The 14917-nt window shown below is 64.5% G+C and carries 10 protein-coding genes; all 10 read left to right on the plus strand.

The annotated features are described in order from the left end of the window. Window positions 1-176: 176 nt before the first annotated feature. Window positions 177-842, plus strand: a complete 666-nt coding sequence (locus AVME950_RS21875; protein WP_272568388.1) for a haloacid dehalogenase type II — start codon at window positions 177-179, stop codon at window positions 840-842. A 41-nt stretch (window positions 843-883) separates the two neighbouring features. Continuing rightward, complete coding sequence (locus AVME950_RS21880) at window positions 884-2173, plus strand: NAD(P)/FAD-dependent oxidoreductase (protein WP_284431441.1); 1290 nt, start codon at window positions 884-886, stop codon at window positions 2171-2173. Between the two features lie 94 nt (window positions 2174-2267). Further along, complete coding sequence (locus AVME950_RS21885; RefSeq protein WP_284431442.1) at window positions 2268-3887, plus strand: ABC transporter substrate-binding protein; 1620 nt, start codon at window positions 2268-2270, stop codon at window positions 3885-3887. Between the two features lie 37 nt (window positions 3888-3924). After that, complete coding sequence (locus AVME950_RS21890; protein ID WP_272568392.1) at window positions 3925-4881, plus strand: ABC transporter permease; 957 nt, start codon at window positions 3925-3927, stop codon at window positions 4879-4881. Between the two features lie 20 nt (window positions 4882-4901). Beyond that, window positions 4902-5780 (plus strand): ABC transporter permease, encoded by an 879-nt coding sequence (locus AVME950_RS21895; RefSeq protein WP_284431443.1) that lies wholly within the window; start codon window positions 4902-4904, stop codon window positions 5778-5780. A 2-nt stretch (window positions 5781-5782) separates the two neighbouring features. After that, entirely contained in the window at window positions 5783-7417 is a 1635-nt protein-coding gene (locus AVME950_RS21900) for an ABC transporter ATP-binding protein (protein WP_284431444.1), read from the plus strand. Window positions 7418-7447: 30 nt separating this feature from the next. Continuing rightward, entirely contained in the window at window positions 7448-8536 is a 1089-nt protein-coding gene (locus tag AVME950_RS21905) for a tartrate dehydrogenase (protein WP_284431445.1), read from the plus strand. A 104-nt stretch (window positions 8537-8640) separates the two neighbouring features. Next, window positions 8641-10110, plus strand: coding sequence for an NAD-dependent succinate-semialdehyde dehydrogenase (locus AVME950_RS21910; protein ID WP_284431446.1), 1470 nt, complete (start codon window positions 8641-8643; stop codon window positions 10108-10110). A gap of 505 nt (window positions 10111-10615) precedes the next feature. Further along, window positions 10616-12964: an AAA family ATPase gene (locus AVME950_RS21915; protein WP_284431447.1), complete on the plus strand. Its 2349-nt coding sequence runs from the start codon at window positions 10616-10618 to the stop codon at window positions 12962-12964. Continuing rightward, window positions 12961-14829, plus strand: coding sequence for a UvrD-helicase domain-containing protein (locus AVME950_RS21920; RefSeq protein WP_284431448.1), 1869 nt, complete (start codon window positions 12961-12963; stop codon window positions 14827-14829). Before AVME950_RS21915 ends, AVME950_RS21920 begins: the two co-directional genes overlap by 4 nt. Window positions 14830-14917 lie beyond the last annotated feature (88 nt).

The raw sequence follows: 14917 nt of genomic DNA on the forward strand, positions 1-14917 counted from the left end.
ATGCCGCAAGGCCCCCGGCAAACCGCAGCTTTCGCGCGCCGCACCCCTGCATTTCCCTATGACACCCGCGAAACCGCGTGCTTCAATCACTTCGTAATGACACTGTCGCAAATGCCAAATCAGGCGCTGCGAACCGCCCCGGTCGGTGACCGACCCAACCCGAGGATTCCGAGACCATGACCTTCCGTCCCAAGTACGTGACCTTCGACTGCTACGGCACGCTCACCCGCTTTCGCATGGGCGAGATGACGCGTGAACTCTTCGCCGACCGCATTCCGGCCGAACGCATGGAGCAGTTCATCGCCGACTTCAGCGCCTACCGCTTCGACGAAGTGCTGGGCGACTGGAAGCCCTACGAAGTGGTGCTCAAGAACGCCGTGCGCCGCCTGTGCAAGCAGTGGAAGATCCAGTACCTGGACGCCGACGGCCAGAAGTTCTACGACGCCGTGCCCACCTGGGACCCGCATGCCGACGTGCCCGCAGGCCTGGCCAAGGTCGCCAAGGAGATCCCGCTGGTGATCCTGTCCAACGCCTCCGACGACCAGATCCAGAAGAACGTCGCCATGCTCGGCGCGCCGTTCCACCGCGTGTACACCGCGCAGCAGGCCCAGGCCTACAAGCCGCGCCTGAAGGCGTTCGAATACATGCTCGACTCGCTGGGCTGCGGCCCGCAGGACGTGCTGCACGTGTCCTCCAGCCTGCGCTACGACCTGATGTCGGCCGACGACATCGGCATCAAGAACAAGGTGTTCGTGAACCGCGGCCACGGCCCGGGCAACCCGGCCTACCACTACGTGCAGATCGAAGACATCGGCGGCCTGCCGGGCGTCGTCGGCCTCTGAGCGGTTTTTCCTTCCTTCCCACAGCCCGCACGCCCCTTGCCATGAAGCTCGAGTCCTACTGGAACGATTCGGTCCCGCCGCTGGCGCTGGCACCGCACGACCTGCCGAGGCAGGTCGATGTCGCCATCGTCGGTGCGGGCTTCACCGGCCTGTCGGCCGCGCTGGCCCTGGCCCGGCGCGGCGCGAGCGTGGCGGTGCTGGAGGCGGGTGCCAGCGTGGCGCCCGAGGCATCGGGCCGCAACGGCGGCCACGTCAACAACGGCCTGGCGGTGGACTATGCCGAGGTGGCCGCCAAGGTCGGCGTGGCGCAGGCCCGGGCCTGGTACCACGCCTACGACGCGGCGGTGGACACCGTGGCCCGCATCGTGCGCGACGAGGCCATCGACTGCGATTTCCTGCGCCACGGCAAGCTCAAGCTCGCCACCCGGCCCCACCACCTGGAGGCGCTGCGGCGCAGTGCCGAGCGGCTCATCGCCGACGGGGTGGATACCGACGTGGAGATCCTCGACGCCGCCCGGGTGCGTGCCGAGGTGCAGAGCGACCGGTTCGAAGGCGGGCTGTTGTACCGGCGCAGCGCGCAGATGCACATGGGGCGGTTCGCCCAGGGGCTGGCCCTGGCCGCCCAGCGCCAGGGCGCGCAGATCCACACCGGCACCTGCGTGGACCGCATCGAGCGCGTGCAGGGCCAGGTGCACCGGCTGCACACCGCGCGCGGCGCGGTGCAGGCCAGCCAGGTGCTGCTGGCCACCGGCGCCTCGCGCCACGGCGGCTACGGCACGTTCGGCTGGCTGCGCCGGCGCATCGTGCCCATCGGCAGCTTCATCGTGGTGACCGAGCCGCTGGGCGCGGCGCGCGCGCAGGCCCTGCTGGCCGAGCGGCGCACCTACGTCACCATCGCCAACATCCACCACTACTTCCGGCTCACGGCCGATCACCGGCTGGTGTTCGGCGGCCGGGCGCGCTTTGCCATCTCCAGCCCGCAGCAGGACGCCGCCAGCGGCGAGATCCTGCGCGCCGGCCTGGCGCAGACCTTTCCGCAACTGGGCCGCGTGCGCATCGACCACTGCTGGGGCGGCCTGGTGGACATGACGCAGGACCGCCTGCCGCACGCCGGCGAGCGCGACGGCCTGTTCTATTCCATGGGCTACAGCGGCCACGGCACGCAGATGTCGGTGCACATGGGCGAGCGCATGGCCGCCGTGATGGCCGGCGATGCTGAGGCCAATCCCTGGCGCGGCCGCGGCTGGCCCGCCGTGCCCGGCCACTTCGGCCCGCCGTGGTTCCTGCCGGCGGTGGGGCTGTACTACCGCCTGAAGGACCGGCTGGCCTGACGTCCCTGCGGGCGCCTGCCACCTTCCCTTGATTCGCACCATTCCAAGATCCCCGTTCACCCCCCCCACTGCCACCCGTCACAGGAGCATCACCATGAGCGACAGCCGCACCCCGTTCGACACCCTCGTCGGTCCCCAAGAAAGCCTTCGCGTGATGGACTCGCTGCGGCGGGGCGCCACGCGCCGCGACGTGCTCGCCATGCTGATGGCGGGCGGCATGCAGGCCACGCTGGCCGGCGGCCTGGCGGGCATGGCGGTCACCGCGCATGCGCAGACGCCCCGCCGCGGCGGCCGCATCCGCGTGGCCGGCGCCACGGCCGCGGCCACCGACACGCTGGACCCGGCCAAGCAGTCCAACCAGACCGACTACTCGCGCGGCACCATGCTCTACAACGGCCTGTTCGTGCTGGACGGCTCGCTCACGCCGCAGCCCGCGCTGGCCGAATCGTCCGCCACGCAGGACGCCAAGACCTGGGTGTTCACCCTGCGCAAGGGCGTCACCTTCCATGACGGCAAGGCCCTGTCGCCGGCCGACGTGGTGTTCTCCATCCTGCGCCACAAGGACCCGGCCACGGCCTCCAAGGCCAAGGTGCTGGCCGACCAGATCGAGACCGTCAAGGCCTCGGGCCCGAACGAGGTGACCATCGAGCTGAGCGCGCCCAACGCCGACCTGCCGGTCATCCTGGGCACCTTCCACTTCCACATCGTCAAGGAAGGCACCACCGACTTCAACGCCGGCATCGGCACCGGCCCCTACAAGCTCAAGGAGTTCAAGCCCGGCGTGCGGTCGCTGATGGTGCGCAACGACGCCTACTGGAAGCCCGGCAAGCCCTACCTGGACGAGATCGAGTTCGTGGGCATCGGCGACGAGAGCGCCCGCGTGAACGCGCTGCTGTCGGGCGGCATGGACCTGGTGGCCTCGGTCAATCCGCGCGCCGTGGCACGGGTCAAGGGCACGCCCGGCTACGCCATCTTCACCACGCAGTCGGGCCAGTACTCCGACCTCATCCTGCGCAAGGACATGGGCCCGGGCGCCAACCCCGACTTCATCCTGGCGATGAAGTACCTGTTCGACCGCGAGCAGATGAAAAAGAGCATCGCGCTCGACTACGCCGTCATCGCCAACGACCAGCCCATCGACCCGACCAACCGGTTCTACTTCAAGGACCTGCCGCAGCGCACGTTCGATCTGGACAAGGCCAAGTTCCACCTGCAGAAGTCGGGCGTGACGGGCAAGGTGCCGGTGGTCACCTCGCCGGCCGCCATGTACTCGACCGAGACCGCGCTGCTGCTGCAGCAGTCGGGCCAGCGCATCGGCCTGGACCTGGACATCAAGCGCATGCCGGCCGACGGCTACTGGTCCAACCACTGGCTCAACAGCCCGGTGGGCTTTGGCAACGTGAACCCGCGCCCCAGCGCCGACACCATCCTGACGCAGTTCTTCAAGTCCGACGCGGCCTGGAACGAATCGCGCTGGAAGAGCCCGCAGTTCGACCAGCTGCTGCTGGCCTCGCGCGCCGAGACCGATCTGGCCAAACGCCGCCAGATGTACGCCGACATGCAGACCATGATCCACCAGGAGGCGGGCATCGGCATTCCGCTGTTCCTGGCCAGCATCGACGGACATTCCACCAAGCTCAAGGGCTTGTCCCCGATTCCGCTGGGCGGCCTGATGGGCTACTCTTTCGCCGAGCACGTCTGGCTCGAAGCCTGACGCCCCGCACGCCCCGAGCACTGGAAGCCGCCGCGCCATGAACCGTGTGATTCTCAAGCTCCTGGTCCAGCGGATCCTGCTGGCGCTGCTGTCCCTGCTGGCGGTCTCGGTGATCGTTTTCTCGATCACCGCCGTGCTGCCGGGCGATGCCGCGCAGGAGCAGCTGGGCCAGGACGCCACGGTCGAGGCCCTCGCCGCGCTGCGCGCCCAGATGGGGCTGGACGTGCCGGCCCCGCTGCGCTACCTGCGCTGGCTGGGCGGCATCGTGCGCGGCGACCTGGGCCAGTCGGTCACCACGCAGATGCCAGTGGGCGAGCTGGTGGCCAGCCGCCTGCCCAATTCGCTGCTGCTGGCGGCCGTGACCGCGCTGTTCTCGGTGCCCATCGCGCTCACCCTGGGCATCGCCTCGGCCGTGTGGCGCGGCTCGTGGTTCGACCGCCTGGCCTCGTCGGCGGCGGTGGCCGTGGTGTCCGTGCCCGAGTTCCTGGTGGCCACGCTGGCGGTGCTGGTGTTTGCCGTCAAGCTCAAATGGCTGCCCGCGCTGTCCTACGTGAGCGACATCGAATCGGTGGGGCAGATGCTGCGGGCCTTCGCCATGCCCGTGCTCAGCCTGTGCTGCGTGATCGTCGCGCAGATGATGCGCATGAGCCGCGCCGCCGTCATCGACCAGCTGGAGGCGCCCTACATCGAGATGGTGCGCCTGAAGGGCGCCTCGCCCCTGCGCATGGTCATGGCCCACGCGCTGCCCAATGCCATCGGGCCGATCGCCAACGCGGTGGCGCTGTCGCTGTCGTACCTGCTGGGCGGCGTCATCATCATCGAGACCATCTTCAACTACCCCGGCATCGCCAAGCTCATGGTCGATGGCGTGACCCAGCGCGACATGCCGCTGGTGCAGACCTGCGCCATGATCTTCTGCGCGGGCTACCTGATCCTGGTGACCGCGGCCGACGTGTGCGGCATCCTCGCCAACCCGCGCCTGCGCCACCGCTGACCACACCGAAGGGCCGCCCCATGGATTCCCTGACCCACCCTTCCAGCCCGCCCGCCACGCCGCGCCACGCGGTGCGCCGCTGGCTCTCGGGCTTCGGCGTCTCCGGCCTGATCGGCCTGGCGGTGCTGCTGTGCTGGATGCTGGCCGCCCTGGCCGGTCCCATGCTGCTGCCGGGCCCGCTGCAGGCGGGCGGCGGCTCCGACGTGTTCGCGCCCATCAGCGCCCAACACTGGCTGGGCACCGACTACCTGGGCCGCGACATGCTGGCGCGCGTGATCGACGGTGCGCGCTACACCGTGGGCGTGGCCCTGCTGGCCACCCTGCTGGCCAGCGGCACGGGCACGGCCCTGGCGCTGTTCGCCGCCGCCATGGGTGGCAAGGTGGACACCATTCTGAGCCGCGTGCTGGACACCCTCACCGCCATTCCCAGCAAGATGTTCGCGCTGATCCTGGTGGCCGGCTTCGGCTCGTCCGTCGCCATGCTGGTGGCCACGGCGGCGGTCATCTACATCCCGGGCGCGTACCGCATCGCGCGGTCGCTGGCCGTCAACATCAATGCGCTCGACTACGTCACCGTGGCGCGCACCCGGGGCGAGGGCACGCTCTACATCATGCTGCGCGAGATCCTGCCCAACATCGTGGGCCCCATGCTGGCCGACCTGGGGCTGCGCTTCGTCTACGTGGTGCTGCTGCTCGCCGGCCTGAGCTTCCTGGGCCTGGGCATCCAGCCGCCCGCGGCCGACTGGGGATCGCTGGTGCGCGAGAACATCGGCGCGCTGCCCGACGCCGGCGCCTCGGTCATCGCGCCGGCGCTGGCCATCGCCAGCCTGACCATCGCGGTCAATCTCGTCATCGACAACCTGCCGGGCCGTGCGGCCCGCGAACGCGGAGGGCGTTGAACATGGGGGCATCCGTTGTCGTCCAAGACCTGAGCATCACCGCGGGCGACCAGACGCTGGTCGATGCGCTGAGCTTCACCATCGCGCCCGGCGAGGTGCTGGCGCTCATCGGCGAATCCGGCTCGGGCAAGACCACCACGGCGCTCGCGCTGATGGGCTACGCACGGCACGGCTGCACCATCTCCGGCGGCAGCGTGCGCATCGGCGACGTCGACGTGCTGCACCTGGCGCCCGCCGCCCAGCGCGCGCTGCGCGGGCGCACCGTGGCCTACATCGCGCAGAGCGCCGCCGCGTCGTTCAACCCGTCGCGCACCATCATGGACCAGGTGGTCGAGCCCACCCGCATCCACGGCACCCTGAAGCGTGCCGAGGCCGAAGCCAAGGCGGTGCAGCTGTTCCGCGAACTCGCGCTACCCGACCCGGACACCATCGGCGACCGCTATCCCCACCAGGTCTCGGGCGGGCAGCTGCAGCGGCTGATGGCCGCCATGGCGCTCATCACCGACCCCGACCTCGTCATCCTCGACGAGCCCACCACCGCGCTGGACGTGACCACGCAGATCGAAGTGCTGCTCGCCTTTCGCCGCGTGGTGCGCGAACGCCGCGCCACCGCCGTCTACGTGAGCCACGACCTCGCCGTGGTGGCGCAAATGGCCGACCACATCCTCGTGCTGCGCAACGGCCAGATGCAGGAGGTGGACACCACCGCGCACATCCTCGCCGCCCCGGCCCACCAGTACACCCGGTGCCTGCTGGCCGCCGCGCGCCCCACGCCGCGCGTGGCCGAGCACTGCCGGGGCGAAGGCGAGCTGCTGCTGGATGTGCGCGACCTGTCCGCCGGCTACGGCCCGGTGGATGCCACCGGCCGCCCCGCCTCGCTCATCCTGGAAGACATCAACATCAAGCTCTACCGGGGCCAGGCCATCGGCGTCATCGGCGAATCGGGCTCGGGCAAGACCACGCTGGCGCGCGCCATCGCCGGGCTCATTCAGCCCTGGCACGGCACCATGCTGTTCGGCAACTCGGAGCTCAAGACCACCCTGGGCGCCCGCACCAAGGAAGAGCTGCGCCGCATCCAGATCGTGTTCCAGATGGCCGACACGGCGCTCAACCCCTCGCACACCATCGAGCGCATCCTGGCCCGGCCGCTGCAGTTCTACAAAGGACTCAAGGGCGAGGCGCTGCAGCGGCGCATCCGCGAGCTGCTCGACCTGGTCAAGCTGCCGCACAGCGTGGCGGACCGCCTGCCCGGCGGCCTGTCGGGCGGGCAGAAGCAGCGGGTCAACCTGGCCCGCGCGCTCGCGGCCGACCCCGACCTGATCCTGTGCGATGAAGTGACCTCCGCCCTCGACACCGTGGTGGGTGCCGCCGTGCTCGACCTGATGGCCGAGCTGCGGCGCGAGCTGGGCGTGTCGTACCTCTTCATCAGCCACGACCTGCACACCGTGCGCTCGGTGTGCGACGAGATCGTCGTCATGCAGCACGGCCGCAAACTCGCGCAGGTGGCGCGCGCCGACTACGACCGCGGGCCGCACCACCCGTATTACGAACTGCTGGCGCGCTCGGTGCCCGAGCTGCGCCAGGGCTGGCTGGAGGAGAGGGCCGGCGCACCGGCCGTGCTGGCCGCAGCGGCCTGACAAACAGGCGATCCCTACCGGAGACACCCCATGCACCCCATCTTCCGCATCGCCGTGATTCCCGGCGACGGCATCGGCAAGGAAGTCATGCCCGAAGGCCTGCGGGCCATCCAGACCGCCGCCGAGCGCTTCGGCTTCGAGCTGGAATGCCGCACCATCGACTGGGCCAGCTGCGACTACTACGCCGCCCACGGAAAAATGATGCCCGACGACTGGAAGGCCCAGCTCGCCGGCGTGGACGCCATCTTCTTCGGCGCCGTCGGCTGGCCCGCCACCGTGCCCGACCACGTATCCCTGTGGGGCTCGCTGCTCAAGTTCCGCCGCGAGTTCGACCAGTACATCAACCTGCGCCCCGTGCGCCTCTTCGAAGGCGTGCCGTGTCCCCTGGCCGGCAGGAAGCCCGGCGACATCGACTACTTCGTCGTGCGCGAGAACACCGAGGGCGAATACACGTCCCTGGGCGGCATCATGTACGAGGGCACCGACCGCGAGATCGTCATCCAGGAATCGGTCTACTCGCGCCACGGCGCCAACCGCCTCTTGAAGTTCGCCTTCGACCTGGCGCAAAGCCGCGCCAAAAAGCACGTGACCCTCGCCACCAAGAGCAACGGCATCGCCATCAGCATGCCCTGGTGGGACGCCCGCGCTGACGACATCGCCAAGGCCTACCCCGAGGTCACCCTGGACAAGCAGCACATCGACATCCTCACCGCCCGCTTCGTGCTGCAGCCCGGGCGCTTCGACGTGGTGGCCGCCACCAACCTGTTCGGCGACATCCTCTCCGACCTGGGGCCCGCCACCACCGGCACCATCGGCCTGGCGCCTTCGGCCAACCTGAACCCCGAGCGCACCTTCCCCAGCCTGTTCGAGCCCGTGCACGGCTCGGCGCCGGACATCTACGGCCAAAACATCGCCAACCCCATCGCCATGATCTGGTCGGGCGCGCTGATGCTGGACTTCTTGACGCAAGGCCAGGGCGCGGGACGGCAGGCGCACGATGCCATCGTGGCGGCGATCGAAGAGGTCATCAGGACCGGACCGAAGACGCCCGACTTAGGGGGCACGGCCAACACCACGCAGGTCGGCGAGGCCATCGCCGCGTGCATCGCCAGGCGCTAGCCCATCGGCCCTGCCATTCCTTTTGCTATTGAATTTGTAGCACGATGCCCTAGTGTCATTTGCACTGGAGCCTGATTTCATTCCAACCCCATTCCTTCCCTGCCATGCCCCTGACCCTCCACCGCCCCGACCTGATCCGTAGCGCCAACTTCATCGCAGGGCATTGGCACCCCGGCCCCGGCGCACTGCTGCCCGTGACCGACCCGGCCACCGGCGCCGTGATCACCGAAGTGCCCGACTCCGGCGCCCCCGAGGCCCGGGCCGCGCTGGAGGCCGCCCATGCCGCCTTCCCTTCCTGGCGGCAGGTGCCGGCCAAGCAGCGCGCGGCCATCATCAAGCGCTGGAACGATCTGGTGCTGGCCCACCAGGACGACCTGGGCGCCTTGATCTCCCTGGAGCAGGGCAAGCCCCTGGCCGAGGGCAAGGGTGAGGTGGCCTATGCCGCCAGCTACATCGAATGGTTCGGCGAACAGGCCACGCGCATGAACGGCGAGGTCATCCCCGCCCCCGTGCCCGGCCGGCGCATGTTCGCCCTGAAGGAACCCGTTGGCGTGGTGGCCGCCATCACCCCGTGGAATTTTCCCGCCGCGATGATCGCCCGCAAGATCGCCCCGGCCCTGGCCGCCGGCTGCACGGTGGTCTGCAAGCCCGCCGAAGACACGCCCCTCACGTCGCTCGCCCTGGTGCTGCTGGCCCATGAGGCCGGGGTGCCGCCTGGGGTGTTGAACATCGTCACCGCCTCGCGCGAGAAGACGCCCGAGGTGGTGGACGTGTGGCTCGATGACTCGCGCGTTCGCAAGATCACCTTCACCGGCTCCACGCCCGTGGGCAAGCACCTGGCGCGCCGCAGTGCCGACACGCTCAAGAAGCTCTCGCTGGAGCTGGGCGGCAACGCCCCCTTCATCGTCTTCGAGGATGCTGACGTGGACGCGGCGGTGGACGGCTTCATGGCCGCCAAGTTCAGAAACGGCGGCCAGACCTGCGTGTGCCCCAACCGGGTGTTCGTGCACACCAGGGTGCATGCCGAATTCGCGCAAAAGCTCACCGCCCGCGTGGCGGCCTTGAAGGTGGGGCCGGCCAGCGACCCCGCCTCGCAGATCGGGCCGATGATCAACGCCCGGGCGGTGGAGAAGATCGAGCGGCACGTGCAGGACGCCGTGGCCAAGGGCGCGAAGGTGCTCACGGGCGGCAAGCGCCTGGCCGACCTGGGCGCCACCTACTACGCCCCCACGGTGCTGGAGAACGCCGACGCGACCATGGCCTGCGCCTGCGAGGAGACGTTCGGCCCGGTGGCGCCGCTCACGCGCTTTGACAATGAAGAAGAAGTGATCGCCGCCGCCAACGACACGCCGTTCGGGCTGGCCGCGTACTTCTACAGCCAGGACGTGCGCCGCATCTGGCGCGTGGCGGAGGCCCTGGAGACGGGGATCGTGGGGATCAACGAAGGGGCGCTGGCGGCGGAGGCGGCGCCGTTCGGGGGCGTGAAGGAGTCGGGCTACGGGCGCGAGGGATCGACGCACGGGCTGGAGGATTACCTGCACACGAAGTATGTGTGCCAGGGGGGGCTGGGCTGACGGGGGAGGGCGCCGTAAATGCGTATTCTCTTCAGAGAGATGCATGCCCCGTCTATGGCAGGCCATGTTCATTTCGGCAGCCGGGTGAATATTTAACGCGTATTGGGCTTCTCCCAAGCCACTAGTGCCGTCGGTGGCTGCCGCCGTTCTTATTCACGCTACCTGGCTCCAAGCTGTCATTGGTGTGCGAGAGTCGCAGGCCTGAATGGTGGTTATATAAGGTGCAGCAGCCATAAAACTCCCACAAAACGGCTTGTGTCGCGCCGGTGACTGCTTCAGTGCTGTTCGAACTCTCGTTTTATGACCCAAAGCGGAGTAGCAACCGTCGTTGCTGGTAACCGCTACCCAACAATAGCTGACTTATTGCAGTCATTGGTTTAGGCGTGGGGACGGCGGCAAGATAGTGTCTTAATATCTCGTTACATACACGCTCGGGGGATAACACTTTTGACGGTGACCCCATTGACTCAAGGGCCTGTCGAGCTAGAACATACAGGGAGGCACCATGCATATTCAACACGTCGAAATCGGCAATTTTCGAAAGCTCCACGCCGTACGAGTGGACTTTGCCGAGGCAACAACTGTTTTCGTTGGCGCGAACAACAGTGGGAAAACATCGGCCATGGTGGCGCTTCGCCACTTCCTTATTGACCGGACAGACTTCTCCATCAATGACTTCACATTGTCCCATTGGGCCAAGCTTGATGCGATGGCCATCGCGTGGGAGGCCCCCGTTCCCGGAGAGGAGGAAGCAGAGTTCGATTGGGGTGAAGTTCTGCCGCACCTCGATGTCTGGCTGAGTGTTCCGACAGAGGAGCTTCACTATGTTCAGAAGATCCTTCCCACACTTGATTGGGCAGGAGAATATATCGGCGTTCGCTTGCGCTACGAACCCAAGGACATCCAAGCCCTGAAACAACAGTACTTAGCGGCCAAGCTCGCTGCTGCTTCGGTCATGGGCGCTATACCAGTTTTGACAGAGGGGAACACGGCAGAAGCAATCCCTGTCGTGGAAGGTTTCGCTCTCTGGCCGAAGTCGATGATGGACTTCCTGTCGCTTCGCCTGCGGCCATCCTTTGAGGTCCGTGCCTATCTCCTAGACCCCAAAAAGCTGGTAGCGCCGAAGAACGGCATCGCCATTCCTCAGACTCTTCCCGTTAGCAATGAGCCAATCGATGGAGACCCGTTCAAGAAAATCATTCGCATTGATGAAATCAGCGCCCAACGCGGATTTGGATTTGTTAAAGCTTCAAATCGAGGGGACGACTTACAGGAGGATGGGAACTTGCGGGGTGGCAAAAAGCTATCCAGCCAGCTTCGCAACTACTACGCCCAACATCTTGATCCCTTTGATCAACCCGAGCCGAAGGACCTACAGGCCTTGCAAGCGCTTCACGGTGCACAAGCTGCTTTCGGCAAGCGTTTGGCGAGCTGCTTTTCAGCAGCTCTGAAAGAACTTGAGGACATCGGCTATCCCGGTGTCACTGACCCGAAACTCACAATAACCACAAGCATCAAGCCCATTGATGGTTTGAACCATGCTTCGGCGGTTCAGTACGAAGTTCCCACGCATCTGAAGGAGGGGGAAGGTTTTGCACATCGCCTCCCCGAAGACTCAAACGGGCTTGGATATCAGAATCTGGTCTCAATAGTCTTTGCGCTGATGAGCTTCCGCGATAAGTGGATGAAGGTTGGCAAGGCTTCCAAGTCGACGGACCCTGAAGAAGCCCTAATTCCACCTCTTCATCTTGTCCTGATTGAAGAACCGGAGGCGCATTTGCATGCGCAGGTCCAACAGGTCTTCATCAAGCAAGCCTATGACGTTTTGCGCAAGCACGACAAGCTCAAGGGCGCGACAGACCTCCGCACGCAGCTTGTCGTCAGCACACACTCAAGCCATCTCGCGCATGAAGCCGACTTCGCCTCCTTGCGGTACTTCCGTCGGCTTCCTGTCAAGTCGGTGGGCGGGTCTGTTCCGGTGTCATGTGTTGTCAATCTATCCGAGACCTTCGGAATCGGAAAGGAGACGGGCCGCTTCGTCAAGCGATACCTCAAAGCAACGCATTGTGATCTGTTCTTTGCGGATGGTGCCGTGCTGGTCGAAGGACCGGCCGAGCGCATTCTTGTTCCGCACTTTGTTCGCAAGCGTGATCAATATGAGTATCTGCGCCGTTGCTACATCACCTGGCTTGAGATCGGCGGAAGTCACGCGCACAGGCTTAAGCCCCTGCTTGAGCATCTGGGGTTGAACACGTTGATCATCACAGACCTTGATGCGAAGGATGCGACCGGAGCGGCAGTCCCTCCTGTGCGCGGCGCAAGCCTCAAGGCCCGCAATGAGACGCTCAAGACTTGGGTTCCTGCGGCAGAGGATCTGGACACACTGCTAGATAAGAAGCCCGAAGAGATCGTCCTTAACGACCCAAGCGGCTATGGTATTCGCGTCGCCTACCAGCAGCCCATCTCAGCCAAGTTCAAATCCACGGACGAGAAAGAGGCACTCGCCAATACGTTTGAAGACGCCTTGGTCTATGAAAATCTCGACCTGTTCCAGAAGATGGATGGCACGGGACTGTTGGGTCGGATTCGCAAAAGCCTTGATGAGGCTACTGATATCGGCGATCTTGCCAAGGGAATGCTTGTTGCCTTGGCGAAAGGCGGCAAGGCGGAATTCACTATGGATCTTCTCGACAGTGTCGAGATCGACATGATGAAAGTTCCGACTTACATCGACAGCGGATTGCTCTGGCTTGCAGCCCAGCTTAAGCGCAAGGAAGACGGTATCTCAGGCAAAGCAACTGAACCAGAGAAGGTGCCGAAAAGCGCCGCCGAGCCTACGAAGGCCGCCGTATGAGTTCCCAGACAACCGTAGCCAGGACCGATACCACTGATGCTCATGTTGATGAAGAGATCGCGGCTTGCTTGAGTCTGGACTCTCCGAAGAGCTTCTTTCTTTTCGCTGGTGCAGGTTCTGGGAAGACGCGCTCTCTTGTGGCCGCGCTACAGCACGTGCAGACGCATTTGAGCGGGCGTCTTCGGGTGAAAGGACAACGAGTGGGAGTCATCACTTTCACAAACGCGGCCAGTGACGAAATCAAGAGACGGCTGCTGTTTGATCCGCTGATCGACGTTCGCACAATTCATAGCTTCGCTTGGTCTTTGATCGAAGGTCTTAATCGCGATATCCGTGAATGGCTGCGCGTTGACCTAGAGGAAGACATCACGAAGCTGAATGTGGAGGAGGCCAAGGGTAAAAAGGGTACAAAGGCATCGACGGATCGCCTAAGAAAAATTGAGTCTAAAAACAAGCGCCTCCAGAACCTCCCGAACGTCAAGTCATTCACGTATAGCCCGACCGGGGATAACCGCGGGCGCGATGCTTTAAATCACTCTGAAGTCTTGCAGCTCACGGCGAATTTCCTTCAGACCAAGCCTGCCATGCAAAGCATCCTCACGGGCCGCTACCCAATCCTTCTCATCGACGAGAGCCAGGACACCAACAAGCATTTGATTGATGCGCTCTTTGCAGTTCAAGCCAAGCTTAAAGGGAAGTTCCTTCTTGGCCTGCTCGGAGACATGATGCAGCGCATCTATAACGACGGGAAAGAAGGGCTGGGGCAGGGACTCCCTCCAGATTGGGCGACACCGGGAAAGCAGCTCAACTACCGTTGCCCCAAACGGGTGGTCGCCCTGATCAACAAGGTCCGTAGTTCGACAGACCAGCAACACCAGCTGCCCATCTCCGCCGCAGTTGATGGCGTCGTTCGTCTCTTCATCCTGCCAAGCGACTTAGCAAATAAGCCCGCCGCAGAGCAGAAGATCTCAGCCTACATGTCAAGGACGACGGGTGATGAAAAGTGGAACGAGCCCAAGGCGATCAAGACTCTGACACTTGAACATCGGATGGCAGCATCTCGTTTGGGCTTCCTTGATGCTTTCTCTCCACTCTATGACGTGGAAGGTTGGCGTACCAGCTTCCTCCAAGGGACGCTGCCTGCATCGCGGTTCTTTTCTGAACAAGTGCTTTCTCTTGTGAATGCAAAGCATAGCGATGATCCCTTTGCCGTCGCGCGTATTGCCAAGGCCTATTCCCCGCGCCTCACGCAAGAAGCATTGCGCGTAGCTAAAGACACCCAGGAACACCTCAAGCAAGTCAATGCTTCCATTGACGTGTTGATGAAGCTTTGGAAAGACGGTGCCGATCCGACCTTGCTACAGGTTCTGCGCTGCGTCGCAGAACACAATCTCCTCGAAATTCCTGAATCCCTTGAAGTCAGCACGTCAAAGGCAAGTGCTGAAGCCGCGGCTTCCGACGAAGATGAGCGCGAGGATCGGCGGACCGAGCGAGCGCTAGCCATTCAAGCCTTCCTAAATGCGCCGTTCTCTCAGATCAGGCCAATGATGGAATACCTGTCGGGGGACGCGCATTTCGACACGCATCAAGGCGTGAAAGGGCTTGAATTTGATCGTGTCATGGTGATCATGGATGACGCAGAGGCGAGGGGCTTTCTCTTCAAGTACGAAGATCTGTTCGGGGGCAAGGCTGCGGGCGAAAAAACCGTTGAAAGCACCAAGCGGCTGTTCTATGTGACGACAAGCCGGGCAAAGGAAAGTCTCGCACTCGTTGCATATTCTTCAGCCCCGGACCGAGTCCAGAATTTTGTGCTTCAGGAGGAGTGGTTCAGTCCCGAGGAGGTCGTTGTCGGTATTCCGACCTGACAGCTATGGTTCTTTTTCACTCAATTGCTCCCTGGCTTGGCACCGAAGCAAACAGAAACCGGCCCTAAGAGTTTCGGTACCACCGCAC

Origin of the sequence: Acidovorax sp. SUPP950 (genome assembly GCF_030158935.1) — a bacterium.
Classification (GTDB): Bacteria; Pseudomonadota; Gammaproteobacteria; order Burkholderiales; family Burkholderiaceae_C; genus Paracidovorax.